The sequence below is a fragment of the Pseudomonas sp. Leaf59 genome (genome assembly GCF_920984685.1).
GTDB lineage: Bacteria > Pseudomonadota > Gammaproteobacteria > Pseudomonadales > Pseudomonadaceae > Aquipseudomonas.
On record NZ_CAKLBR010000007.1, the window covers coordinates 112,726 to 138,876 of the forward strand.

22 protein-coding genes are annotated in these 26,151 nt (G+C 58.6%); 13 read left to right on the forward strand and 9 right to left on the reverse strand.

Annotated features, from left to right (window positions below):
• Window positions 1–44: 44 nt before the first annotated feature.
• The 6 genes from LUB09_RS10210 to LUB09_RS10235 form a co-directional block, all read right to left on the reverse strand.
• Window positions 45–1,460 (reverse strand): OprD family outer membrane porin, encoded by a 1,416-nt coding sequence (locus tag LUB09_RS10210; protein WP_231422508.1) that lies wholly within the window; start codon window positions 1,458–1,460, stop codon window positions 45–47.
• A 170-nt stretch (window positions 1,461–1,630) separates the two neighbouring features.
• Window positions 1,631–3,235 carry an ABC transporter substrate-binding protein gene (locus LUB09_RS10215; protein WP_209988547.1) on the reverse strand — a complete coding sequence of 535 codons (1,605 nt, stop codon included), beginning with the start codon at window positions 3,233–3,235 and terminating at the stop codon, window positions 1,631–1,633.
• Between the two features lie 305 nt (window positions 3,236–3,540).
• On the reverse strand, window positions 3,541–5,169 hold the full coding sequence (locus LUB09_RS10220; RefSeq protein ID WP_209988550.1) for an ABC transporter substrate-binding protein: 1,629 nt from the start codon (window positions 5,167–5,169) through the stop codon (window positions 3,541–3,543).
• A gap of 258 nt (window positions 5,170–5,427) precedes the next feature.
• A complete protein-coding gene (locus LUB09_RS10225; RefSeq protein ID WP_231422509.1) occupies window positions 5,428–7,029 on the reverse strand; it encodes an ABC transporter substrate-binding protein in 1,602 nt (533 codons plus the stop codon).
• A gap of 235 nt (window positions 7,030–7,264) precedes the next feature.
• Window positions 7,265–9,679 carry a hypothetical protein gene (locus tag LUB09_RS10230; RefSeq protein WP_231422510.1) on the reverse strand — a complete coding sequence of 805 codons (2,415 nt, stop codon included), beginning with the start codon at window positions 9,677–9,679 and terminating at the stop codon, window positions 7,265–7,267.
• A gap of 433 nt (window positions 9,680–10,112) precedes the next feature.
• Window positions 10,113–10,826, reverse strand: coding sequence for an SIMPL domain-containing protein (locus LUB09_RS10235; protein WP_209988559.1), 714 nt, complete (start codon window positions 10,824–10,826; stop codon window positions 10,113–10,115).
• Window positions 10,827–11,029: 203 nt separating this feature from the next.
• Between LUB09_RS10235 and LUB09_RS10240 the strand changes: the two genes are divergently transcribed.
• The 3 genes from LUB09_RS10240 (at window position 11,030) to LUB09_RS10250 (ending at window position 14,668) form a co-directional block, all read left to right on the forward strand.
• Window positions 11,030–12,292: an ATP-binding protein gene (locus LUB09_RS10240; protein ID WP_209988561.1), complete on the forward strand. Its 1,263-nt coding sequence runs from the start codon at window positions 11,030–11,032 to the stop codon at window positions 12,290–12,292.
• Complete coding sequence (locus LUB09_RS10245; RefSeq protein ID WP_004372278.1) at window positions 12,285–12,845, forward strand: response regulator transcription factor; 561 nt, start codon at window positions 12,285–12,287, stop codon at window positions 12,843–12,845. Before LUB09_RS10240 ends, LUB09_RS10245 begins: the two co-directional genes overlap by 8 nt.
• Window positions 12,846–12,943: 98 nt before the next feature.
• Window positions 12,944–14,668, forward strand: a complete 1,725-nt coding sequence (locus tag LUB09_RS10250; protein ID WP_231422511.1) for an ABC transporter ATP-binding protein/permease — start codon at window positions 12,944–12,946, stop codon at window positions 14,666–14,668.
• A gap of 197 nt (window positions 14,669–14,865) precedes the next feature.
• On the opposite strand, the gene LUB09_RS10255 is transcribed toward LUB09_RS10250, so the two are convergent.
• Window positions 14,866–15,303 (reverse strand): YhcB family protein, encoded by a 438-nt coding sequence (locus LUB09_RS10255; RefSeq protein ID WP_004372274.1) that lies wholly within the window; start codon window positions 15,301–15,303, stop codon window positions 14,866–14,868.
• Between the two features lie 147 nt (window positions 15,304–15,450).
• On the opposite strand from LUB09_RS10255, the gene LUB09_RS10260 reads away from it, so the two are divergent.
• The 3 genes from LUB09_RS10260 (at window position 15,451) to zapE (ending at window position 18,631) form a co-directional block, all read left to right on the forward strand.
• A complete protein-coding gene (locus tag LUB09_RS10260) occupies window positions 15,451–16,080 on the forward strand; it encodes an alpha/beta hydrolase (protein ID WP_231422512.1) in 630 nt (209 codons plus the stop codon).
• A gap of 24 nt (window positions 16,081–16,104) precedes the next feature.
• Complete coding sequence (locus tag LUB09_RS10265; RefSeq protein WP_231422513.1) at window positions 16,105–17,457, forward strand: tryptophan--tRNA ligase; 1,353 nt, start codon at window positions 16,105–16,107, stop codon at window positions 17,455–17,457.
• A 79-nt stretch (window positions 17,458–17,536) separates the two neighbouring features.
• The gene (gene zapE, locus LUB09_RS10270; protein ID WP_231422514.1) at window positions 17,537–18,631 is read left to right on the forward strand and encodes a cell division protein ZapE; all 1,095 of its coding nucleotides are present in this window, start codon (window positions 17,537–17,539) and stop codon (window positions 18,629–18,631) included.
• 138 nt (window positions 18,632–18,769) lie between these two features.
• Here zapE and LUB09_RS10275 read toward each other — a convergent pair whose 3' ends face one another.
• Both LUB09_RS10275 and LUB09_RS10280 read right to left on the reverse strand, forming a co-directional pair.
• Entirely contained in the window at window positions 18,770–19,690 is a 921-nt protein-coding gene (locus tag LUB09_RS10275) for a GlxA family transcriptional regulator (protein WP_209990659.1), read from the reverse strand.
• A 240-nt stretch (window positions 19,691–19,930) separates the two neighbouring features.
• A complete protein-coding gene (locus tag LUB09_RS10280) occupies window positions 19,931–20,971 on the reverse strand; it encodes an NADP(H)-dependent aldo-keto reductase (protein WP_209988573.1) in 1,041 nt (346 codons plus the stop codon).
• Window positions 20,972–21,220: 249 nt separating this feature from the next.
• Here LUB09_RS10280 and rplM point away from each other — a divergent pair, with 249 nt between their 5' ends.
• The 7 genes from rplM (at window position 21,221) to LUB09_RS10315 (ending at window position 26,100) form a co-directional block, all read left to right on the forward strand.
• Window positions 21,221–21,649: a 50S ribosomal protein L13 gene (gene rplM / locus LUB09_RS10285; RefSeq protein WP_003171742.1), complete on the forward strand. Its 429-nt coding sequence runs from the start codon at window positions 21,221–21,223 to the stop codon at window positions 21,647–21,649.
• A gap of 14 nt (window positions 21,650–21,663) precedes the next feature.
• Window positions 21,664–22,056: a 30S ribosomal protein S9 gene (gene rpsI, locus LUB09_RS10290; RefSeq protein WP_003216038.1), complete on the forward strand. Its 393-nt coding sequence runs from the start codon at window positions 21,664–21,666 to the stop codon at window positions 22,054–22,056.
• Window positions 22,057–22,312: 256 nt separating this feature from the next.
• Window positions 22,313–22,906: a ubiquinol-cytochrome c reductase iron-sulfur subunit gene (gene petA / locus LUB09_RS10295; protein WP_231422515.1), complete on the forward strand. Its 594-nt coding sequence runs from the start codon at window positions 22,313–22,315 to the stop codon at window positions 22,904–22,906.
• Complete coding sequence (locus LUB09_RS10300; RefSeq protein ID WP_231422516.1) at window positions 22,906–24,120, forward strand: cytochrome b; 1,215 nt, start codon at window positions 22,906–22,908, stop codon at window positions 24,118–24,120. The genes petA and LUB09_RS10300 overlap by 1 nt, the downstream gene beginning before the upstream one ends.
• The gene (locus LUB09_RS10305; protein WP_231422517.1) at window positions 24,117–24,896 is read left to right on the forward strand and encodes a cytochrome c1; all 780 of its coding nucleotides are present in this window, start codon (window positions 24,117–24,119) and stop codon (window positions 24,894–24,896) included. Before LUB09_RS10300 ends, LUB09_RS10305 begins: the two co-directional genes overlap by 4 nt.
• Window positions 24,897–25,045: 149 nt before the next feature.
• Entirely contained in the window at window positions 25,046–25,663 is a 618-nt protein-coding gene (locus LUB09_RS10310; protein WP_231422518.1) for a glutathione S-transferase N-terminal domain-containing protein, read from the forward strand.
• Between the two features lie 17 nt (window positions 25,664–25,680).
• A complete protein-coding gene (locus LUB09_RS10315; protein ID WP_209988586.1) occupies window positions 25,681–26,100 on the forward strand; it encodes a ClpXP protease specificity-enhancing factor in 420 nt (139 codons plus the stop codon).
• Window positions 26,101–26,151: the final 51 nt, after the last annotated feature.

The window sequence follows — 26,151 nt, forward strand, 5'->3', positions numbered from 1 at the left end:
GTAGACGGCGGGCTCCTGGGAGCCCGCCGTCTACCTGGTGCTAATTAAAGGATGTTGAACGGGATGGTGGTGACCAGACGGAATTCCTTGATGTTGCCGTCAGACTGGTTCTCGCTGGCGCGGTGTGTCACGTAGGTAGCACGAACGGTGGTGGCTTTCAGAGGGCCGCTCTGGATGGCGTAGGAGCTGCCGACGCCGTATTCCTGGTGGTGTTCGCCGTCCTGGGACTGGATGCCGTTGTAAGCGAAGTCCTTGATACCGTTGTCGCCGCGGTAGTGAGTACCGTCGATGCCCCAGCCGCGAGCGGAGTAGATGTTGAACTTCAGGCCTGGCACGCCGTATTCGGCCATGTTGATGCCGTAGGCAACCTGGAAGGACTTCTCGTTCGGACCGTTGAAGTCAGAGGTCAGGGAGTTGGCCAGGTAGATGCCGTTGGTTTCGTGCAGGTAATCGAAGTACTCGTTACCGTTCACTTGCTGGTACGAGAAGGTCAGGCTATGGGCCTGGTGGGTCAGGCCCAGCGACAACGAGTAAGTGTCGTTGTCGATATCGCCCATCAGCTTTTTGCCTTCATCCACGGTCTTGTAGTAGTTCAGGCCGGTGGTCAGGCTCAGCGTCTGCGCATCACCCAGTTCGTGGGTCGCGCCGAAGTAGTACTGGTTCCAGAAGTCTTTGACGTTGGCGGCGAAGACGCTGGTTTTCAGGCTTTTAAGCGGCTGGTAGTTGAAACCCAGGGTGTAGACCTTGTCGGTCTCAACGCCGCTGCTGCTGTATTCGCTGCGGAATTTCGACAGGCTCTGTTCGGTACGTGGCGAAACGCGGTCAAACACGCCGCCCTGGAACGACAAGTTGCTGAACTCTTCGCTGTTGAAACTCACACCTTCAAAGCTCGAAGGCAGCGCACGGTTGCCGATGGTGTCCATGATGCCGCTGCTGAAGTTCTGGCGGCCGGCGGTCAAGGTGGTGTTCGATACGCGGAATTTGACGTTGGCCAGGCCCAGTTTGCTCCACTGGCCGACAGCATCACCATATTTGTGAGCCAGCGTGCGGTTGGAGCCGCCAGCGATGTCTTTTTGATCATCGATCAGCGCGATGTAGTTGTAGGCGGCTACTTCGGTGCTGACGCCAACGGTGCCTTGGGTGAAGCCCGAGGTGTAGTTGAGAATGGTGCCCTGAGCCCAGTTGTAGCGGCGCGAAACGTTGGTTTTTGCTTTAGCGGTTTCATCGGCGGCATTTTTGTAATAGCTGAACTTCTGGCCGCGGAACTTCATTTCATTGGAGTACCAGTTACGCGTGGTACCGCCCAGGCTTTGACCGTCGATAAAGCCCTTGGCTTCGCTTTGGGCGCTGGTACCGGCCAGTGTGGTCGGCACGAAGTCCTGGCTGATCGGGTCAGCGAAGGCGGTTGCCGTGATGCTGCTGATGGCCAGGGCCAGAAGCGCTTTGTTGCTCAGTTTCATGGGTGGAGCTCCTTTGGTTCTCTTTTTAATGCCGGTCTTTTTTGGTGATCCGGCTATTGGGTGTGTAACTCGTTCAAGCTGTTGCAAACGTTTGCTGTAGGAAATTTCCCTACAAAAGGCCGTACGTTTGCGCGAGAGCCCGATTCGCTCTCTGCAATCCGGTTATTTTCTTATGGGGTAATGCTGACGCCCGAGAACACGTTGCGGCCGAAGGGGCTCACTTTGAAGCCTTCGACTTTGGCGCTTAACGGCTGGTTGACCGTCGAGTGGGCGACTGGCGTGATCGGCACCTGCTGCTTGAGCAGTTGCTGCGCCTGTTTGTACAGAACAGTCCGTTGTTCGCGGTCGGTCACGACCTTGGCTTGCTTGATCAGCTTGTCGTACGCCGGGTCGCACCACATGGAGTAGTTGTTCCCGCCGATGGCGTCGCAGCTGTAGAGCGTGCCCAGCCAGTTGTCCGGGTCACCATTGTCACCGGTCCAGCCGATCAGGCTCACATCGTGCTCACCGTTCTTGGTGCGCTTGATGTATTCCCCCCACTCGTAGCTGACGATCTTCACTTTCAGGCCGATCTTGGCCCAATCGTTCTGCAGCATTTCGGCCATCAGCTTGGCGTTGGGGTTGTACGGACGTTGCACCGGCATCGCCCACAGGGTGATCTCGGTGCCTTCCTTCACGCCGGCGGCCTTGAGCAGTTCCCTGGCTTTTTCCGGGTTGTAGGCGGCGTCCTTGATGCTGTCGTCGTAGGACCACTGCGTCGGCGGCATGGCGTTCACCGCCAGTTGCCCCGCGCCCTGGTACACGGCGTTGAGGATGCTCTGCTTGTTCACCGCCATATCCAGCGCCTGACGCACTTCGAGCTGGTCGAACGGCTTGTGGCGCACGTTGTAGGCGATGTAGCCCAGGTTGAAGCCGGGCTTGGTCAGCAACTGCAGGTTCGGATCGGCCTTGAGCGCGTCGACGTCGGCCGGGCGCGGGTGCAGGGTGACCTGGCATTCGCCGGCCTTGAGCTTCTGCACACGCACCGACGCATCGGTGTTGATGGCGAAGATCAACTGGTCGAGCTTGACCCGGCTCGGGTCCCAATACTGCTTGTTGGCCACATAACGGATCTGCGAATCCTTCTGGTAGCGCTGGAACACAAACGGCCCGGTGCCGATCGGCTTCTGGTTGATGTCGCTGGGCTTGCCGTCCTTCTGCAACTGCTCGGCGTATTCGGCCGAGAGGATGGCGGCAAAGCTCATGGCAATGTTCTGCACGAACGCGGCGTCCACCGTGTTCAGGGTCATCACCACGGTGTAGGGGCCGGTTTTCTCGACCTTGGCGATGTTCTTGTTCAGGCTCATCCCGTTGAAGTATGGAAACTCGGTGGGGTAGGCCTTGCGAAACGGGTGGTCGGGGTCAAGCATGCGGTTGAAGGTGAACAGAACGTCGTCGGCATTGAAGTCCCGCGTCGGCTTGAATTCCTTGTTGCTGTGGAATTTCACCCCTTCACGCAGGTGAAAGGTATAGGTCAGGCCGTCTTCGGAAATATCCCACTTGGTCGCCAGGCCCGGCACAACATTGGTCTCACCTTTTTCAAACTCGACCAGACGGTTGTACAGCGGCTCGGCCGCATCGTTGTCGGTGGCGGTGGTGTATTGCGCAGTGTCGAAGCCTGCCGGGCTGCCCTCGGAGCAGAACACCAGGCTCTTCTTGTCGGCGGCCTGGCCCAGCGTGGCCACAGCCAGCAGGCTGGTGCCGAAAATCGCGGATAGAACGGTGGTATGGCGCATGACGATCCCAATCCTTGTTTGTAGTTATCGATCAGCAAGCAATCAACCGGGCGTCCTGCCAGGAAGACATTACTGATCCCACACACAGCAAGTGCCTTTCCGAACGTGGCATCTCTGCTGTCGTACGACGTTAGGGGTCGCGGACTTTGCAGTAAATGCGCAAAGACGGATGGACCGTGTAGGCAGCGGAAGCACATATCGCAGTCCATTGCTGTAGGACGCAATGGATGCATATGTAGTCTTTTGCCTACGATCCAGGCAGAAACAATAACGGCGACGTTATGAAACGTCGCCGCCAGTGATGTTTACTTGCCGCTTACGCTGACGCCGTAGAAGGAGTTCAAGCCAAACGGGCTGATCTTGAAGTCCTGCACGGTGTTGCGCATGGGTTGATACACCGTCGAGTGCGCGATGGGTGTCATCGGTACTGCATCTTTGAGGATATGTTGCGCCTGCTTGTACAGCTCGGTGCGTTTGGCGACATCCGATGTAGCCTTGGCTTCTTTTACGATGCCGTCGAATTTCTTGTCGCACCATTTGGAGAAGTTGTTGCCGGCCAGGGAGTCGCAGCCGAACAGCACGTTCAGCCAGTTGTCCGGGTCACCATTGTCGCCGCTCCAGCCAATGATCATGGCCTGGTTCTCGCCGCCTTTGGAGCGCTTGATGTACTCGCCCCACTCGTAGCTGACGATGTTGACCTTCAGGCCGATCTGTTTCCAGTCGTTCTGCAGCATCTCGGCCATCAGCTTGGCGTTGGGGTTATACGGACGCTGTACCGGCATGGCCCACAGGGTGATCTCGGTGCCTTCCTTGACGCCGGCTTCCTTGAGCAGTTCCTTGGCCTTGGCAGGATCGTACTTGGCATCCTTGATGGTGGTGTCGTAGGACCACTGGGTCGGTGGCATGGCGTTGACGGCCAGTTGGCCGGCGCCCTGGTACACGGAGTCGATGATCTGCTGCTTGTTCACCGACATGTCCAGTGCTTCACGTACGCGCAGGTCGGACAGCGGGTTGGCTGCGGTCTGGCCCTTGAGTACCGGCATGACGTTGTAGGCGATGTAGCCCAGGTTGAAACCGGCCTGGTGCGGCAGTTTCAGGTCCTTGTCTTCGCCCAGCGCCTTGAGGTCGGCCGGACGCGGGAACAGGGTGATCTGGCATTCGTTTTTCTTGAGCTTCTGGATACGCACCGACGGGTCGGTGGTGATGGCGAAGATCAGGTTGTCGATCTTCACGTCTTCAGGTTTCCAGTAGTCCTTGTTGCCGGTGTAGCGAATGTTCGAGTCTTTCTGGTAGCTCTTGAACACGAACGGGCCGGTGCCGATCGGCTTCTGGTTGATGTCGGCAGGTTTGCCTTCCTTCAACAGTTGGGCAGCGTATTCGGCGGACTGGATCGAGGCGAAGCTCATGGCCAGGTTCTGGATGAACGCCGCGTCCACGGTGCCAAGGGTGAACTTGACGGTGTGGTCATCGACTTTCTCGATGTTCTTGATGTTGGTGTCCATCCCCATGTCCGTGAAGTACGGGAACTCGGTGGGGTAGGCCTTACGGAATGGATCGTCTTTGTTGATCATCCGGTTGAAGGTGAACAGTACGTCGTCGGCCGAGAATTCACGAGTCGGCTTGAAGTACGGGGTGGTGTGGAACTTGACGCCTTCGCGCAGGTGGAAGGTGTACGTCAGGCCATCCGGGGACACGTCCCAGCTGGTGGCCAGGCCAGGAACCACGGCGGTGCCGCCACGTTCGAACTGGCTCAGACGGTTGAACATGGTTTCGGCCGAAGCATCGAAGTCTGTTCCGGTGGTGTACTGGCCTGGATCGAAACCGGCCGGGCTCCCTTCGGAGCAGAACACCAGGTTAGTTGCCGCAAGGGCTGCAGGGGCGGCGGCCATTAGGCCCGCGCTCACTAATAACGGAAGGACTGCGTGTTTGAGCATGTTGGCCTCATGATTTGTTGTCATTTTTGGTGGTGAGGGCGACCTCGTGAGTCGGCCTGCGGATACTTATGCAGGCGCCATACCCATTGCAAGATGCTGAACCGCTGCAGGGCTCAAAGTGTGGTACGAACGTACAGGAATGTCGCATTTATGAAAGTTTTGACATAAATGCATATATTTAGAGCGTTTTTTCGGTGCATCGGGCGCACCAGAAACGCCCAGCCGAGGCGCCTGGCGCACCCGGTTGGGGCGGTTGTGTTACTTCTCCAGACTCACGCCGTAGAACGGTGTCAGCCCAAACGGACTGATCTTGAAGTCCTGCACTTCCTTACGCAGCGGCTGGAAAACCGTCGAGTTTGCAATAGGCGTTATAGGCACCTGTTCCTTAAGGATTTTTTGTGCCTGTTGATACCACTTGATGCGCTGCTCGCGGTCATTGCTGACCTTGGCCTGCTGCACCAGCTTGTCGTAGGCCGGGTTACACCACTTGGCGTAGTTGCTGCCCTTGACCGCGGCACAACTGTAGAGCACGCCCAGCCAGTTATCCGGGTCACCGTTGTCGCCGGTCCAGCCGTAGATCATGGCGTCGTGTTCGCCGTTTTTAGCGCGTTTGATGTATTCGCCCCACTCATAGCTGACGATATTGGCCTTGATGCCGACCTTGGCCCAGTCCTGCTGGATCATCTGCGCCGACATGCGCGCGTTGGGGTTGGACGCACGCTGAACGGTCATCGCCCACAGGTTGATCGTAGTGCCGGGGGCAATACCTGCTTCTTTCAGTAGCGCCTTGGCCCTGGTCGGGTCATACGGGGCGTCCTTGATCGTCGGGTCATAAGACCACTGCGCCGGCGGCAGGGCGTTCTGCGCCAATTGTCCGGCGCCCTGATACACGGCTTTGATGATTGCCGGCTTGTCGATGGCCATGTCCAGCGCCTGGCGCACCTTGAGCTGATCCAGCGGCGGGTGGGTCACGTTGTAGGCGAGAAAACCCAGGTTGAACCCGGCCTGCTGCTGCACGCGCAGGTTGGGGTCCTGCTTGATCACTTCAATGTCCTGCGGGCGAGGGTAGCCGCTCACCTGGCATTCACCGGCCTTGAGCTTTTGCAGGCGTGAGGCCGCATCCGGGGTGATCGCGAACACCAGGTTGTCGAGTTTCACATCCTCGGGCTTCCAATACTGTTTATTGGCCACGTAGCGAATCTGCGAGTCCTTCTGGTAACGCTTGAACACAAACGGCCCGGTGCCGACGGGTTTCTGGTTGATGTCTTCGGCCTTGCCTTGCTTGAGCAACTGCGCGGCGTATTCGGCGGACTGGATCGAGGCGAAGCTCATGGCCAGGTTCTGCACGAACGAGGCATCGACGTTGTTCAGGTTGAAACGCACGGTATGCGCGTCGATTTTCTCGACGTTCCTGATCGTGGTGTTCAGGCCCATGTCGGTGAAGTACGGCGATTCGGACGGGTAGGCCTTGCGAAACGGGCTGTCGGCGTCGAGCAGGCGATTGAAGGTGAACAGCACGTCATCGGCATTGAAGTCGCGAGTCGGCGTGAAGAAATCAGTGGTGTGGAACTTCACGCCATCGCGCAGATGGAAGGTGTACGCCAGACCGTCTTTGGAGATATCCCAGCGGGTTGAAAGGCCGGGTTCGACTTCGGTGCCGCCGCGCTTGAACTGGGTCAGGCGGTTGAACACGGTTTCGGCCGAGGCGTCGAAGTCGGTGCCGCTGGTGTACTGGCTGGGGTCGAAACCGGCGGGGCTGGCTTCGGAGCAGTAGACCAGCGTTGTCGCCGCCTGGGCCATGGGCATGCAGGCCATGAGGCTGGCGGCAAGGAGCAGTGGTTTAAAAGCGATTCTTTCCATGGAGTCCCCTGAAGTGGCAGGCTTAAAAGCGGCCCAAACGAAAACGACGGTCACCGAGGTTACCGCCGTTCAGGGTTGTCAGGTAGAGACTGAGGCGCACTTGGGCACAGAATCCTGGTTTTTCGCAGCGTTCTATAGGCTGGAGGCCGCAAAATTCATGCAGCCTTCGCTTCAGGGCCAGGCTGACACAGGTCGTTGTAGTGCTCAGTGGACGTCCGTGAGCGGGCTCTCGATATTACGGTGCGGGGAAGGTCACGGGTTTATACGCAAAGGCCCACCATTTAACAGGATGCCAGTAGGGGTTTTTCTTTGACGGTTTGAGTTTTACGGTTTTAGCCAATTCTCGCGAGACATATTGTTCAGCTTCTGATCTGACCAGCGCCTTATCGGCTGCAGTCAGTGGGGTACTATGGTTGTTTTTCAGGGCTTCCAGATAGACAGCTTCCACTTTAAGAATGGCCGCGTTTATATTTTCCGGCGCGAGGTTCGTTGTCAGGGTACCACTGTAGCCTTTGACAGGACGCCCGATGAGTTTCTGAAATTGAGCCGCAAAGGAGGCGTCTCCACCGCTTGCAGAGTCACATGACAACAGCCGCACATTGTCGAACGTTTCCGGATGAATGTCTGCGTCGTGAAGTGTCTGAAGTAACTCTGCCGGCGTATGGAGTTTTTCGTTATATGAAACTTTTGCAATGCCCGTCTCAGGGTCGACACTGCCGTGTACCAATATGTTGAGTCTTTCTTGAGTGCCTTTTTTGTTGAAGTCGGTAAAGGTATAAAGTTTTTTATCTAGGGTGTTTAGTTCGTTGAGTTCTCCACTCAGGATTACGTTTTTTTCAGGCGTGGAGAAAAGCGCTTCGCCAGTCGGCAAACCTTCTATAGAGGTTAGAATTGAAGGTTTATTATCGGGTATTTCGCCGGTCGGATGAGTGCGCTCCACTTCACCGGCCGATGGCGTACCTTGTTCGTTTTGCAGGGTATTGGCGGTGTGCGGCATGTCGCTCTGGTTCGAGGCTTCTACTTTTCGCACGAACTGATGACTTCGGGTGCGCTCATCGTATGTCCAGCCGTATTGTTCGCGGTTTATGGTATTAGGTTTGATTTGTGCTTCACCCAGCCCAGCCTCCGCTGCCGATGGCGCAATTTCGTGTACCAGTTGCAGGCTGGCTATGATGGCTGCGGCCGTACCGCCCATGCGATCATTGGCGGTCATGCCATATATGGAATCATGGACACCGAAGACAATATTGCCTGCGTTGCCCACGATGGGTACGTACCCGAAGGTACGCCCCCACAACTCTTTGGCCTGCTTCCACATTTGCTGTGAGGAACCAAATACTTCAGTTTGGTCAGCCCACGTTGCATTGTTGACGTTTACCTCCTGGTAACTGGCGGCAATACCAGACTTTAAGTCTCCGAATCTCAAGTGGTAAGGATGCTTGCGAGATTGGGTGTAATTAAAGGCCTCTCTGACCGGTACTTGCTTGTCACTGAGCAGGTTTCGACGTCCGGGGTAGGTGGCTTGGTTACCTGAAATCAAATTATCGAGCACACTTGTCGCTGAGGGCCAGTGAGCATCGTTTCCACCTTGCCGGTCTCGGGCGTTGAAGCTACGTTGCAACGCTTCACGGTTGTTTTTAGCCCATTGGGCAAAATCGTCATCGCCTTTTATTTCAGCGACCGTGCCGTTCTTCAGATCAAACATCACGCCTTGATTGGGCCGGGTGTCATAATTGCCGTGATAATTGACGTAAGGGATAAACGCATACCCCGACAGCGGATAGCCGTATATATTCGGGATGACCACATTTCCATTCTTGTCCAGCGTGCGATCGATTGCCTCGCGCGCCTCAGGTGTTAACGTCTTATAAGTGTCTTTGTCGTTACGCAGACCTTGCAAGACACCCTTCACGACATAGGCATCGGCTTTTCCCGAGCGTTTTGCCAATGCGCCTGACGCGTCGCTCATGGGCTTGGCTATTTCATCTTTCCAATGATCTTGCAGCTTCGCACCCAGCGCTTCCAGATCGTTTATCTTGCTCCGGTCCTGTGGCTTGATTTCCAGAGTTTGAAAGTTGAGCAGGCCGCCGCCCGCTGGTCTATCGTGCTTCAGGGCTCCGGCTGCAATTTCCCAGGCAAAATACGTGCGCTTCTCAGTGTCGGTCTTGACTTCCGGTTTCCATTTCCCAACGTATGAATTGAACGTTACGGTGATTTTTTCATGGGGATCGAATCCCGCGGCTAACAATCCACCGCTGAAGTAGCCGGCAGGCTCCAGAAACTGGCGAGTCTTCTGGAACCGGATATTACTTTCGCCTTCCTCGCCACTTTCTATGTTCTTGATTTGCGTTACTACACGACCGGCGTAGGCGTCGATCCGTTGTAGACGCTCCTGTTGCGTATAGCTTGCCGTGGGCGGGGAAACGCTGACTGACCCATAAATGATCCCCTTGGCGACATCAAATTCATGATTGGGGGTTGGGGCGGGGTTCGGTTTTTGTCCCAGACCCAACGCTTCAGCTTCTGAGCGGGTCGGCGTGCCCGGAAGTGTATTTTCCAAGGGCAGCGCAGTGTTAATTGCATGCGTTGGGCGACTGTGTTGAGCAGGCGTTGTAACAGGGAGCTGTAGCACAGACGAGCGTATATTCATTGTCGGACCTATCTACTTATCAGTGATTAACAACATTTTCCGGGCGCGTGATAGCACCGCTGGCAGTGCGTGCGCCGCGTCATGTCATGATATTAAGAGAAGCGGGTCAGTGTTCTTTCGCCACTGATTAACTCATGTTTTCGGCTTCGTAATTTATATAAGCCACGGGGGATTACTCATCTTTCTGGTGCATCTGTTGATGCTGGCCTGCCTGCTACAGTTTGGAACCTTGCGCATGGAGTTATTTATCATTGGGTGGCTAAATGCGTGCGCAAGGTTCCACGTTATGCCTGTGCCCTGTATGGAAAAAAACGTGCATAAGAAGAGGCCTACAGCGTGTGGGTAAAACTTACCGCTATGGGCATTAGAGACCCGATGATCAAAAAAACGGCGCCAGCCTTCAAGGCTGCGCCGTTTTTTTGAATTGAGAGGCTTACTGCAGAACTTCAATCACTCCATCAGCACTCATGCTTACCTGGCTGGTGCCGGCTTCGACTTCCGGCGTCGGCGCTGAATCAGCCATGGCCGCCTTCATCATCATCGCGCCATTGCGTGCGTAGGGCATCGGGTAGCCATTGGTGTTGAAGTTGAGGTTGACGATCTTGTAGCCCTTGCCACCCAAGGCATCGGTCGCCAATTGCGCACGGGCCTTGAACGCAGCCACTGCGTCCTTGAGCAACGCATCTTCGCTGGTCTTGCGCGTGGTGTCGGCGATGGCGAAGTCCATGTTCTGCATTTTCAGGGTATTCAGCAGCTCGCCGGTGAGCTTGGACAGCGCCGGGAAGTCCGCGCTTTCCAGGCGCAGTTCGGCGCGTTCACGCCAGCCGGTGATCTTCTGGTTCTTGTTGTCGTAGATCGGGTAGCTGTTGCGGCTGCCCTGGCGCAGGGTCACGGCCTTGACTTCACGGGCCTGGCCGAGCGCGGTGTTCATGGTGTTGGTGATGTCGGCGGCGAGCTTGGCCGGGTCGCTGTTCTGCGATTCGGTGTAGAGGGTGACGATCATCTTGTCGCGGGCGACTTCCTGGCTGACTTCGGCGCGCAGGGAAATCTGGTTGTAATGCAGTTCGTCGGCGGCCAGCGCCGGCAGGCTGGCCAGGGTGCTGGCGCCGAGGGTGAGCAGGGCTGCGCTGCGAGTGAAACGAGACATGGAAGCTCCTTGGGACAGTGGTGTTGGTATGACTGTAGACGTTGGTGTCGGGTTCTTCGGGTTTACACATTACCTACAATGCGGCGCATGCCGACGAACGGCGGTCTGTGCGGCCTGCGTCAAAGAGCCACACGCGCCCTGTCTGCGCTGCTGCTTCGTTTATACTCCTGGCGATCCGCCTGCAGCGCTCATCGGGAGAGCCCATGCTCGCCGCCGTAAAACTGACTTCCGCCACCCGCCAGAACCTCTGGCGCCTGACGTTTATCCGCACCCTGGTACTGGCCGCACAGGCCGGCTCCGTGGGGCTCGCCTATTGGTTCGATCTGCTGCCGCTGCCCTGGCTGCCGCTGGGTGTGACGCTGGGGTTCTCCACGGTGTTGTGCGTGTTTACCGTGATCCGGTTGCGTACCACCTGGCCGGTCACCGAGCTGGAGTATGCGCTGCAGTTGGCCTGCGACCTGTTTATCCACAGTGTGTTGCTTTATTTCTCCGGCGGTTCCACCAACCCGTTCGTTTCCTATTACCTGGTGCCGCTGACCATCGCCGCCGTGACCTTGCCATGGCGCTATTCGGTGGTGCTGTCGGGGATTGCGCTGACCCTCTACACCCTGCTGCTGGCCCAGTTCTATCCGTTGCAAACCTTCCCCATCGCGCGGGAAAACCTGCAGATCTACGGGATGTGGTTGAGCTTTGCGCTGTCGGCGGCGGTCATCACCTTTTTTGCCGCACGCATGGCTGAAGAACTGCGCCGCCAGGAAGAATTGCGTGCCATTCGCCGCGAAGAGGGCCTGCGCGACCAGCAACTGCTCGCCGTCGCCACCCAGGCCGCCGGCGCTGCCCATGAGCTGGGTACGCCGTTGGCGACCATGAGCGTATTGCTCAAGGAAATGACCCAGGATCATCATGACCCGGCCTTGCAGGACGACCTCGGCGTGCTGCAGGAGCAGGTCAAGCAGTGCAAGCTGACCTTGCAGCAACTGGTGCGCGCCGCCGAAGCCAATCGCCGCCTGGCGGTGCAGATGCAGGACGTCACCCAATGGCTCGACGAAGCCCTGAACCGCTGGCACCTGATGCGCCCCGAAGCCAGTTACCGCTTCACCCTGCTGGGCCAGGGCAGCGTGCCGCGCATGGCGCCGCCGCCTGACCTCACCCAGGCGTTGCTCAACCTGTTGAACAACGCCGCCGACGCCTGCCCCGAAGGCCTGGGCGTGCAGTTGGACTGGGACGCGGAACACGTCACCATCAGCATCCGTGACCACGGCGCCGGCGTGCCGCTGGCCATTGCCGAGCAGATCGGCAAACCCTTCTTTACCACCAAGGGCAAAGGCTTCGGCCTGGGCCTGTTTTTGAGCAAGGCCAGCGTGACCCGCGCGGGCGGCTCAGTGAAACTCTACAGTCATGAGGAAGGTGGCACGCTCACCGAGCTGCGCCTGCCCCGTGTCGCACGAGGAGATAGCGATGAGTGACGAGATTCAAGTCGAAGGCGAAGAACTGCCGCACCTGTTGCTGGTAGACGACGACGCCACCTTTACCCGCGTGATGGCGCGTGCTATGAGCCGTCGCGGCTTTCGCGTGAGCACCGCAGGTTCCGCCGAAGAAGGCTTGAGCATCGCCCAGGCCGATCTGCCGGACTACGCCGCGCTCGACCTGAAAATGGACGGCGACTCGGGTCTGGTGCTGTTGCCCAAGCTGCTGGAACTCGACCCGGAAATGCGCGTAGTGATCCTCACCGGGTACTCCAGCATCGCCACCGCCGTCGAGGCCATCAAACGCGGCGCCTGCAACTACCTGTGCAAGCCGGCCGACGCCGACGACGTGCTGGCCGCGCTGCTCTCCGAGCACGCCGACCTCGACACCCTGGTGCCGGAAAACCCGATGTCGGTGGACCGCCTGCAGTGGGAGCATATCCAGCGTGTACTGACCGAGCACGAAGGCAATATCTCGGCCACCGCCCGCGCCCTCGGCATGCATCGCCGTACCTTGCAACGCAAGTTGCAAAAGCGTCCGGTGCGCCGCTGAACCTAAGCTGAACGACCCGTCTCAGGCCGCACGGAGCCTTGAACCGATCCCTTATGATCGGTTCAAACGCCTGCCATTTTTCCTACAGAGCCTGAACGATGAACCAGAACGCAGAGTATTCCGCGGTCAATGACGCCGTGCATGGGCAATTCTTCCGTCGAACCTGGGCGATGATCACGCCGTATTGGCGCAGTGAGGAGAAGGGCAGGGCGTGGTTGTTGCTGGCGGCAGTGATCGCGCTGTCGCTGTTCAGCGTGGCGATCTCCGTGTGGATCAACCACTGGTACAAGGATTTCTACAACGCACTGGAGAAGAAGGACACCGCCGCGTTCTGGCAACTGATCGGCTATTTTTGCGGGATCGCGACGGTGGCCATTCTCGGTGCGGTCTACCGCTTGTACCTGACGCAGATGCTGACCATCCGCTGGCGCGCCTGGCTGACCGAAAAACACTTCGCGCGCTGGCTGGCGCACAAGAATTATTACCAACTGGAGCAGGGCGGTTACACCGACAACCCCGACCAGCGGATTTCCGAAGACCTCAACAGCTTCACGTCCAACACCTTGAGCCTGGGTCTGGGACTGCTGCGCAACGTCGTCAGCCTGGTGTCGTTTTCCGTGATCCTGTGGGGCGTGTCGGGCAGCATTGAAGTGTTCGGTTTCACCATCCCCGGGTACATGTTCTGGTGTGCGCTGGTCTACGCCGGTGTCGGCAGCTGGTTGACCCACCTGATCGGGCGTCGCTTGATCGGCTTGAGCAACCAGCAGCAACGCTTCGAAGCCGACTTGCGTTTCTCCATGGTGCGGGTGCGCGAGAATGCCGAGAGCATCGCCTTGTACAACGGCGGGCCCAACGAGAACCAGCGCCTGAAGACGCGCTTCGGCAGGGTATGGCACAACTACTGGGACATCATGAAAGTGTCCAAGCGCCTGACCTTTTTTACCGCCGGTTATGAGCAGATCGCTATCGTGTTCGCGTTTATCGTGGCGGCCCCGCGTTACTTCGCCGGCAAGATCGAGCTGGGCGAGCTGATGCAGATCAACTCGGCGTTCGGCAACGTGCAGGGCAACTTCAGCTGGTTTATCAGTGCCTACACCGACCTCGCCGCCTGGCGCGCCACCAGCGACCGTTTGTTGAGCTTCCAGCAAGCCATGACCGAAAACGAGCAGCGTCCGGCCGCTATCGAGGTGAATGCCGAAGGCGAACGTCTGATGGTGCAGGGCCTGGGCATGAACCTGGCCGATGGCCGTCACTTGCTCACCGATGCGAACATGATTGTCGAGCCGGGCCAGCGCCTGATGCTCAGCGGTCGCTCCGGCAGCGGCAAGAGCACCCTGCTGCGTGCCATGGGCCGCTTGTGGCCGGCGGGTCACGGCAGTATTCGCCTGCCAGCGGCACGTTATCTGTTCCTGCCGCAAAAGCCTTACCTGCCGATCGGCACGTTGAAGGCGGTGTTGAGTTATCCACAGGACGACAGCGCCTATACGGCCGAACGTTATGCACAGGTGCTGGAAACCTGCCGCCTGCCGCAGCTGGTTGCGCGCCTGGACGAGGCCAACCATTGGCAGCGCATGCTTTCGCCCGGCGAGCAGCAGCGTCTGGCTTTTGCCCGCGCCTTGTTGTTCGCGCCGCAGTGGCTGTACATGGACGAGGCGACATCGGCCATGGATGAGGAGGATGAGGCCAGCCTGTATCAAGCCTTGATCGATGAACTTCCGGGGCTGAGCATCGTCAGCGTCGGCCATCGCAGCAGCCTCAAGCGCTTCCATGGGCGGCATGTGCGGATCGAGGGTGGCTGGTTGCAGGAGCAACCCGTTTCCTGAACCTTGGCTGCGGTCAGCGTGGGAGGGGGCTTGCTCCCGATAGCGGGGTGTCAGTTACAGCTGAGCTGACTGATGCATTGCTATCGGGAGCGAGCCCCCTCCCACATTTGATTTTTGTTGTGTTGGAGAAGCGAGTCTCAAACAAAAAGCCCGGCTGATCATCGATCAACCGGGCTTTTTGTCGTGCCTGAAAAGACTTACTTCTTCAAGCCGTAATGCTCATCCAGCATGCCGGGGGCGTTCGGCGTTTTTGGCGCGTAGTCCCGTGGTGGCTCCTGGTTTTCCCGGGGTGGGGTCAGGCGTTCCCGTGGCGCTTGCGGTGCATCGGAATGCAGCGCGGCCAGCAGACGCTGGCGGGTGATGTCATCCAGGGCCAGGCGGTTGGCGCCATCGGCCAGATGATCCTGTACATCCTGGTAGCTCTGGGTGAGTTTCTTGACCAGGGTCGCGGTGCTGTTGAAGTGGGTAACAACCTCGTTCTGATAACTGTCAAAACGTTCCTGAATGTCATCCAGCTGACGCTGCGTGCGGTTAGGCGCGGCATTCGGCAGCAGGCGAGCAACCAGGAATCCAATGGCGACACCGGCAACCAGGGCAAGAGTCGGCAACAACCAAACTAAGAGCGAGTGTTCCACGAGTCCTTCCTCTATAAACGGCTTTGCTTTACGTTAACGGCTCGGACCTGCGCTGTATACCGCGATTAAGCTCGCAATGATGCCATGCACAGACTTTTAGCTAGACGAGTCGACCCTTTGAGAGGTCACGGAGTTCATCTCTTGCTCATGCGTGAAACCCCCGTTTTGATCGATGGCCCGGTGGGCCAATTGGAAGCCCTGTACCTGGATCACCCCGAGCCACGCGGCCTGGCGCTGATCTGCCATCCCAACCCGGTGCAGGGCGGGACCATGCTCAATAAAGTCGTTTCGACCCTGCAGCGCACCGCACGCGATGCTGGTTTGATTACGCTGCGTTTTAATTACCGTGGCGTCGGCGCCAGTGCTGGCACCCATGACATGGCCTCCGGTGAAGTCGACGATGCCGAAGCGGCTGCCACCTGGCTGCGGGAAAAACACCCTGACCTGCCGATCACCCTGCTCGGCTTTTCGTTCGGCGGTTATGTGGCCGCCAGCCTCGGCGGGCGCCTGGAAGCCAGGGGTGAACAACTCGCGCATTTGTTCATGGTCGCCGCTGCGGTGATGCGCCTGCGCGATAACGATGTGCTGCCGCTGGGTTGCCCGCTGACCGTGATCCAGCCGGAAACCGACGAAGTGGTCGACCCGCAACTCGTCTACGACTGGTCCGCTGCCTTGAATCGCCCCCATGAGCTGCTGAAAGTGGCAGAATGCGGGCACTTTTTTCATGGCAAGCTCACCGATCTGAAGGATCTGGTGCTGCCGCGCCTCTCGAATTGACAGCAGTCTGATAAGCGATTACCCATGACGACTCGTACCCGTATCCTCACCGGCATTACCACCACCGGCACGCCGCACCTGGGCAACTACGCCGGTGCGATTCGCCCGGCGATCCTCGCCAGCCAGGACGCCAATGCCGACTCCTTCTATTTCCTGGCCGACTACCACGCCCTGATCAAGTGCGATGACCCGCAGCGCATTCAGCGCTCGCGCATGGAAATCGCCGCGACCTGGCTGGCCGGTGGCCTGGATGTGAACCGGGTGACGTTCTATCGCCAGTCCGACATCCCGGAAATCCCCGAGCTGACCTGGCTGCTGACCTGCGTGGCGGCCAAGGGCCTGCTCAATCGCGCCCACGCGTACAAGGCTTCGGTGGACAAGAACGTGGAGGCCGGCGAAGACCCGGATGCGGGCATCAGCATGGGCCTGTACAGCTACCCGGTGCTGATGGCAGCGGACATCCTGATGTTCAACGCGCACAAGGTGCCGGTCGGTCGCGACCAGATCCAGCACGTGGAGATGGCCCGGGATATCGGCCAGCGTTTCAACCACCTGTTCGGCAAGGGCAAGGAGTTTTTTACCATGCCCGAGGCGCTGATCGAAGAAAGCGTTGCCACCTTGCCGGGCCTGGATGGCCGCAAGATGTCCAAGAGCTACGACAACACCATCCCGTTGTTCACCAGCGCCAAGGACATGAAGGACGCGATCTCGCGCATCGTCACCGATTCCCGCGCACCGGGCGAAGCCAAGGATCCGGACAATTCACACCTGTTCACCCTGTACCAGGCGTTTGCCAGCAAGGCCGAGGAAGAACAGTTCCGCGCTGAGTTATTACAGGGCCTGGGCTGGGGCGAGGCGAAGAACCGCCTGTTCCAACTGCTCGACGGCCAGCTTGGCGAAGCCCGCGAGCGTTATCACACGTTGATGTCGCGCCCGTCGGACATGGAAGACCTGCTGCTGGTGGGCGCGAAGAAGGCCCGTGCCGTGGCCGCACCGTTTCTGGCTGAACTGCGCGAGGCCGTTGGCCTGCGTTCGTTCGTCGAGCAGGCTGCAGCACCGGTCGCCACGAAAAAGAAAGCCGCGAAAACCGCGCGTTTTGTAAGCTTCCGCGAAGACGACAGTTTCCGCTTTCGTCTCCTGGCCGCCGATGGCGAGCAGTTGCTGTTGTCGCGCAACTTCGCCGATGGCAAAGCGGCGGGCGCGGTAACCAAGCAATTGCACAGCGGCGACGCGCTGGAGGTGCGCAATGAAGGCTTGGCCTTCAGCGTATGGCTGGACGGCAACCCGGTGGCCGACAGTGCCGAGTTCGCCGACGAAGCGTCACGCGATGCCGCCATCGCCGCCTTGCGCATTGCGTTGACCCCCTTCGAGGATTAACCCGACCAAGGGTTGATTGCCATTATTCAGGGCCGTCGTTACAGTGACGGCCCGTTTTTGTTGCCTTGCTAACGAAATTATGACGCCCCTAGAACGATATCAAGCTGATCTGAAACGCCCTGAATTCTTCCATGATGCGGCGCAGGAAAATGCCGTGCGTCATTTGCAGCGCCTGTACGACGACCTCGTCGCGGCTTCGCAGAACAAGCCCGGGATGTTCAGCAAGCTGTTTGGCAAGAAAGACCAGACGCCGGTCAAGGGCCTGTACTTCTGGGGCGGCGTCGGCCGGGGCAAGACTTACCTGGTGGACACCTTCTTCGAAGCGCTGCCGTTCAAGGAAAAGGTGCGCACGCACTTTCACCGCTTCATGAAGCGCGTGCACGAAGAGATGAAAACCCTGCCGGGCGAGAAAAACCCGCTGACCATTATTGCCAAGCGCTTTTCCGACGAAGCCAAGGTGATCTGCTTCGATGAGTTTTTCGTCTCCGACATCACCGACGCCATGATCCTCGGCACTTTGATGGAAGAGCTGTTCAAGAACGGCGTGACCCTGGTTGCTACCTCGAACATCGTGCCCGACGGCTTGTACAAGGACGGCCTGCAACGAGCGCGCTTCCTGCCGGCCATTGCGCTGATCAAGCAGAACACCGAAATCGTCAACGTCGACAGCGGCGTCGACTACCGCCTGCGTCATCTCGAGCAAGCGGAGTTGTTCCACTTCCCGTTGAACGAAGCGGCCCACGAAAGCCTGAAGAAAAGCTTCCGCGCGCTGACGCCGGAATGCACCCAGGCGGTGGAAAACGACAAGCTGATGATCGAGAACCGCGAAATCATCGCCTTGCGTACCTGCGACGACGTGGCCTGGTTCGAATTCCGCCAACTGTGCGACGGCCCCCGCAGCCAGAACGACTACATCGAACTGGGCAAGATCTTCCACGCGGTGATCCTCAGCGGCGTGGAACAGATGAGCGTGACCACCGACGATATTGCGCGGCGGTTCATCAACATGGTCGATGAGTTCTACGACCGTAACGTCAAGCTGATCATCTCGGCGGAAGTCGAGCTCAAGGATCTCTACACCGGCGGTCGCCTTAATTTCGAGTTCCAGCGCACCCTGAGCCGTTTGCTCGAGATGCAGTCCCACGAGTTCCTGTCGCGCGGGCACAAGCCGTAAGCAGTTTCTAGGGCTGTGGAGTTTTAATGTGGGAGGGGGCTTGCCCCCGATAGCGGTGAATCAGTCAGTGCATCATTGGCTGACAGACTGCTATCGGGAGCAAGCCCCCTCCCACATTGGTTTTGTGTCTATCCCCAATTAAGCCGCTTGCTGGAATTGCTGGCGGTATTGGTTCGGTGAAAGTTCGGTGTGCTGCCTGAACAACCGCGCGAAGAAGCTCGCATCGTCATACCCCACCTCATAGCTGATGGTCTTGATGCTCTTGCGGCTGCCCGAGAGCAGGCCCTTGGCCGTCTCGATTCGCAGGCGTTGCAGGTAGTGCAGCGGCTTGTCGCCGGTGGCGGTCTGGAAGCGGCGCATGAAGTTGCGAATGCTCATACCGTGTTCGCGGGCCACGTCTTCGAAGCGAAACTTGTCGGCGAAATGCTCTTCGAGCCAGTGCTGGATCTGCAGGATGATCACGTCCTGGTGCAGCTTCTGCCCGCCAAAGCCAATGCGTCCCGGCGAATAATTGCGCTGCACCTCATAGAGGATGTCGCGGGCCACGGCCTGGGCGATATTGGCGCCGCAGAAGCGTTCTATCAGGTAGATGTAGAGGTCGCAGGCCGAGGTGGTGCCGCCGGCGCAATACAGGTTGTCGGCGTCGGTCAGGTGCTTGTCCTGATTGAGGTGCACCTGGGGAAAGCGCTCGCTGAAGGCCGTGAAGAAGCGCCAGTAGGTGGTCGCCTCCTTGCCATCGAGCAGACCGGCTTCGGCCAGCCAGAACACCCCGGTGGCCTCGCCGCAGAGTACGGCACCGCGTGCGTGTTGTTCGCGCAGCCACGGCAGCACTTGCGGGTAGCGGGTGCACAGGGTCTCGAAGTCGTCCCAGAAGGCTGGCAACACGATGATGTCGGCGTCTTCCAGGCCGCCGTCCACCGGCATGATCACATCGCTGAAGCTGCGCACCGGTTGGCCGTCGGGGCTGACCAGGCGGGTTTCGAAGCCCGGGGTCAGGCCCAGACCCTGCTGTTTGCCGTAGCGCAGGCTGGCGAGGTGAAAGAAATCCTTGGCTTGCATGAGCGTGGACGCGAACACCCGGTCAATGGCCAGGATGCTGACGCGCCGCAACGGCGTGGAGGCTTGGTTGGACATGATTTCATTTATTCTTATAGGGGAAAGTGGTCACCAGACGGCTGGATCGTCTTATTTTTCGTCGTGTGTGTCCAGTGCCCCGTGACGCCATCGAAAGCAGCTCCCCTGCGTGTTCACACATCAAGTGTGGAAGGGGCTTGCTCCCGATGGCGGTCTACTGATCAATCAGGGTGCAGGGTTAGGGTGCTCCTTCTGAATCGCCTCAATCCCTTCCAGCACTTCCTTCGACAGCGTCAGCCCGGCACTGGCAATGTTACTGTCCAGTTGTGCAAGGCTTGTGGCGCCAATGATATTGCTGGTCACGAACGGCTGTTGCGTGACGAACGCCAGGGCCATCTGCGCCGGGTCCAGGCCGTGTTCCCGTGCCAGCGCCACATAGCGGCTGCATGCCGCTTCCGACTGCGGGTTGAAATAGCGGCTGAAGCGGCTGTATTCCGTCAGCCGCGCCTTGGCCGGGCGCGCGCCGTTTTCATATTTGCCGCTGAGCATGCCGAACGCCAGCGGCGAGTAGGCCAGCAAGCCGCACTGTTCGCGAATCGCCACTTCCGCCAAGCCTACTTCAAAGCTGCGGTTGAGCAGGTTGTAGGGGTTCTGGATCGACACCGCGCGCGGCCAGCCGCGGGCTTCGGCCAGGGCCAGGAATTTCATGGTGCCCCATGGGGTTTCGTTGGACAGGCCGATGTGGCGGATCTTGCCGGCCTTGACCTGCTCGTCCAGCGCTTCGAGGGTTTCCTCCAGTGGGGTGATGTCCGGCTGATCCTCGTGCTGGTAGCTCAGCTTGCCGAAGAAGTTGGTGTTGCGCTCCGGCCAGTGCAGTTGATACAGATCGATCCAGTCGGTTTGCAGGCGCTTGAGGCTGGCGTCCAGCGCCTGGACGATGTGGGTGCGGTTGTGTTTGAGGTTACGGTCGCGGATATAGTCGATACCGTTGCCGGGGCCGGCGATCTTGCTGGCGAGGATCCAGTCGGCCCGGTCGCCGCGGCTTTTGAAGTAGTTGCCGATATACCGCTCGGTGGTGGCATAGGTGTCGGCCTTGGGCGGCACCGGGTACATTTCGGCGGTATCGAGGAAGTTGATCCCGGCCGCCTTGGCCCGCTCGATCTGTGCGAAAGCCTCTGCCTCGCTGTTCTGCTCACCCCAGGTCATGGTGCCCAGGGCTATCGCGCTCACGTTCAGATCCGTACGGCCCAGCTGTCGATAATCCATCGGGTACTCCTTGCAGGGAAAACAATCATAAAAGCAGGTTGAATTTTTTTTCGCAATCTGCATAATTGCCCACCTCTTTCTGCAGTGGAAGTGATGCGCCGTCTGCCGAAGAATCTTGCCGTTGAACGGACGCGCCGACCCGAGCCCCCGATAGCGTCTGTATCCGGCTGCCTTTGACTTGTCAAAGTACGCACTATTCAGTAAGATCCGCCGTCTAATTTACAGGGCGGCCCCTGAGGCTATTAAAGAATGACAACTTTTACTGCAAAACCGGAAACAGTTCAGCGCGACTGGTTTGTCGTCGACGCCGCTGGTCAGACCCTGGGTCGTCTGGCCACTGAAGTCGCCAGCCGTCTGCGTGGCAAGCACAAGCCTGAGTACACCCCTCACGTTGATACCGGTGACTACATCGTGATCATCAACGCTGAGCAGGTACGTGTTACCGGCAACAAAGCGCAAGACAAAATGTACTACCGTCACTCCGGTTTCCCAGGCGGTATCAAGTCTTCCAACTTTGAAGGCCTGATCTCCAAGAAGCCTGAAGCCCCGATCGAAATCGCGGTCAAAGGCATGCTGCCGAAGGGCCCACTGGGTCGCGATATGTTTCGCAAGCTGAAAGTCTATGCGGGCGCTGTACACCCTCATGCTGCTCAGCAGCCCCAAGAACTGAAGTTTTAACGGAATAGTTCATTATGTCGGCGACTCAAAATTACGGCACTGGCCGTCGCAAAACCGCAACCGCACGCGTTTTCCTGCGTCCGGGCACTGGTAACATCTCGATCAACAACCGCACTCTGGAAAACTTCTTCGGTCGCGAAACTGCCCGCATGGTAGTTCGTCAGCCGCTGGAACTGACCGAGACCGTTGAAAAGTTCGACATCTACGTCACTGTTATCGGTGGCGGTGTAAGTGGTCAGGCTGGCGCAATCCGCCACGGTATCACTCGCGCTCTGATGCAGTACGACGAAACCCTGCGTGGCGCTCTGCGCAAAGCTGGCTTCGTGACTCGCGATGCCCGTGAAGTTGAACGTAAGAAAGTCGGTCTGCGTAAAGCGCGTAAGCGTCCGCAGTACTCGAAGCGTTAATTCGCTTTACGTTCCACAAAAACGCCCAGTCTCCTCACGGAGCTGGGCGTTTTTTATTGCCCGGAGTTTTCGTATTTTTTGCCGTGACAACATGCCGCGTCCTTATACTTCAAGGGCTGCTGGCTGGGGTCAGGGACATTCCCTATTCATCAGTCTGGCTTTTAACTACCATCCGACAACATTTTTACAGACAGACATTCAACACTGAGCAGGTGCCTGATTTAGCAGGCTATAGAGCCGATGGGGAGAGGACTGAATGAGCAATGACGGCGTGAATGCAGGCCGGCGCCGCTTCCTGGTAGCAGCCACCTCCGTGGTGGGCGCTGCAGGAGCGGTCGGTGCTGCGGTTCCGTTCGTGGGGTCATGGTTCCCCAGTGCCAAGGCGAAAGCTGCGGGCGCGCCGGTGAAGGTGAATGTCAGCAAGATCGAGCCGGGGCAGCAGATGATTGCCGAGTGGCGCGGCCAGCCGGTATTCATTGTGCGCCGTACCGAGGAAATCCTGAGGAACCTGAAAACCCTGGACGGCCGGCTGTCTGACCCCACCTCCGAGCATTCCGACCAGCCCGCCTACGCCAGGAATGAAGTGCGTTCGATCAAGCCCGAGATTCTGCTGCTGGTCGGTCTGTGTACTCACCTGGGTTGCTCACCTTCCTTTCGCCCTGAAGTAGCACCGATCGACCTGGGCAAGGACTGGGTCGGCGGCTACTTCTGTCCGTGTCACGGTTCCCACTACGACCTCGCCGGGCGCGTCTACAAGTCCCAGCCTGCGCCGCTGAACCTGCCCGTACCGCCGCATTCCTACGAAACGGACGACCTTATTGTCATTGGCCTCGACAGGGAGAATGGGTGATGAGCAAGTTCATGGACTGGATCGACGCGCGCTTCCCCGCCACCAAAATGTGGGAAGACCACCTCAGCAAGTATTACGCGCCGAAAAACTTCAACTTCTTTTACTTCTTCGGCTCCCTGGCGCTGCTGGTGCTGTTCAATCAGATCATCACCGGCGTCTGGCTGACGATGAGCTACACACCCACGGCTGAAGAGGCATTCGCCTCCGTTGAAGGCATCATGCGTGACGTCAACCACGGAGCCATCATTCGCCTGCTGCACGCCGTGGGCGCTTCGATGTTCTTTATCGTCATCTACCTGCACATGTTCCGTGGCCTGCTCTACGGTTCCTACCAGAAGCCCCGCGAGCTGGTGTGGGTGTTTGGCATGCTGATCTACCTGGCGCTCATGGCCGAAGCCTTTATGGGTTACCTGCTGCCATGGGGGCAGATGTCGTACTGGGGCGCCCAGGTGATCATCTCGCTGTTCGGCGCGATCCCGGTGATTGGCAGCGACCTGGCCCAGTGGATCCGGGGCGACTACCTGGTCTCCGGCATCACCCTGAACCGTTTCTTCGCCCTGCACGTAGTGGCCCTGCCGATCGTGATCCTGGGTCTGGTGGTGCTGCACATTCTGGCGCTGCATGAAGTGGGGTCCAACAACCCGGATGGTGTGGACATCCAGCAGCACAAGGACGAGAACGGCATCCCACTGGACGGCATTGCGTTTCACCCGTACTACACCGTGAAAGACCTTGTGGGCGTGGTGGTATTCCTGTTCGTGTTCTGCTCGATCGTGTTCTTTTTCCCGGAAATGGGTGGTTATTTCCTCGAGAAGCCCAACTTCGAGCCTGCCAACGCGTTCAAGACGCCTGAGCACATTGCTCCGGTGTGGTACTTCACGCCGTTCTACGCGATCCTGCGCGCCATCCCCGACAAACTCATGGGCGTGATCGCCATGGGCGCGGCCATCGCCGCGTTGTTCGTGCTGCCCTGGCTTGACCGCAGTGCAGTCAAGTCCATGCGCTACAAGGGCTGGCTGAGCAGGATCTGGCTGTGGCTGTTCTGCATTTCGTTCGTGACCCTGGGCGTGCTGGGGCTACTGGCGCCGACGCCTGGGCGCACGGTGCTGGCACAGGTCTGCACCTTTCTGTACTTCGCCTACTTCATGCTGATGCCGTTCTACACCCGGTTCGAGAAAACCAAACCGGTACCGGAAAGGGTGACGGGCCGATGAAAAAACTATTCGTGGCATTGATGGTGGCGGCGCTGCCGCTGCTGGCCTGCGCCACCGAGCAAGGCGCGCCGTTGGAGCACGTCGACATCGACGTGTCCGACAAGGCCGCCATGCAGGACGGCGCGCGCACCTTCGTCAACTATTGCATGGGCTGCCACAGCGCCAAGTACCAGCGCTATGAGCGCGTGGCCGACGACTTGGGCATCCCTCACGCACTGATGCTGGAGAAGCTGGTGTTCACCGGCGCCAGGATCGGCGACCACATGGACATCGGCATGCAGCCTGCGGACGCCAAGGCCTGGTTTGGCGCGGCACCGCCCGACCTGACCCTGGTGGCCCGGGTTCGTGGCACCGATTGGCTGTACGGCTACCTCACGTCGTTCTACGAAGACACGGCCCGGCCATGGGGCGTGAACAACAAGGTCTCCCCGAATGTGGGCATGCCGAACGTTCTGGTCGGCCTGCAGGGTCGCCAGGTGTTAGGATGCACGCAGGTTCAGGTCGTTGAAGACGGCAAGAAGCACTATGATCCGTTGACCGGCACGCCGCTGACCCACCAAGCGTGTGATCAACTGACCATCGTGCCCAACACCGGTAAGCTGAGTGAAGCGCAGTTTGACGAGAAGGTCAGAAACCTGGTGACCTTCCTGGCCTACTCGGCCAACCCGGTCAAATTGCAGCACCAGCGCATCGGTACGTACGTCTTGCTTTACCTGGCTTTCTTCTTTGTATTCGCCTATCTGCTCAAACGTGAATACTGGAAGGATGTGCATTGATCCAACCGTGAGCAATTGCTGTTAATCTTGCGCGCCCAGCGGCTTCTCTGACTACACGGCGACCCGGTTGAACCGGGTGCTGCAGAGAATCCCCCTGGGCGCGCTCGTTTTTGAGCTTTCGATAATTTCAACAAGCGAGGAGGACCGCCATGGGCGTGACCAACCGGTTGGCCTGTTACTCCGACCCCGCCGACCACTATTCCCACCGAGTACGCATCGTGCTCGCAGAGAAGGGTGTCAGCGCCGAGATCATCAGTGTGGAAGCGGGTCGTCATCCGCCGAAGCTGATCGAAGTGAACCCTTACGGCAGCTTGCCCACCCTGGTCGATCGTGACCTGGCGTTGTGGGAGTCGACCGTGGTGATGGAATACCTGGATGAGCGTTACCCGCATCCGCCTTTGCTGCCGGTGTATCCGGTGGCGCGTGCCAACAGCCGCCTGCTGATTCATCGGATCCAGCGCGATTGGTGCGGGCTGGTGGATGTGATCCTCGATTCGCGCAGCAAAGAGGCCGCCCGTGTCATGGCGCGCAAGGAATTGCGCGAGAGCCTGACAGGCGTTTCGCCGTTGTTCGCGGATAAACCTTTTTTCCTCAGCGAGGAACAAAGTTTGGTGGATTGCTGCCTATTACCCATACTCTGGCGCTTGCCGATTCTGGGCATTGAACTGCCACGGCCGGCCAAGCCGTTGCTTGATTACATGGAGCGCCAATTTGCGCGTGAGGCTTTCCAGGCGAGTCTGTCTGGTGTCGAACGCGACATGCGCTAAGGCCTAAGGAGCCGTTGATGAACTCCAGTCGACCCTATTTGGTCCGCGCGCTCTACGAGTGGATTGTGGACAATGATTGCACCCCGCACATGCTGGTCAATTCCGAATTCCCCAAGGTGGATGTGCCGCAGGGTTTTGCCAGTGATGGACAAATTGTGCTGAACGTATCACCCAGTGCCGTGCGCCACCTGCACATGGACAACGAAGCCGTCAGCTTCGAAGGGCGTTTCGGCGGTGTGCCGCACACGCTGTTCGTGCCGATTGGCGCCATCCTCGGCATCTACGCCCGGGAAAATGGCCAGGGCATGGTCTTCGATCTGGAATCGCCTTTCGAGGACGAGCCGTCCATCGAAGGCGAGGGCGGTAGTGATCTACCGCCGCCGGATTCGGAACCCCCGCGCCCCAGCGGCCGGCCGAGCTTGAAAGTGGTGAAGTAAAAGGTTTGTCCTTGCGGACGCACTGAATCAATGCCCCGGCGTGTGTCGGGG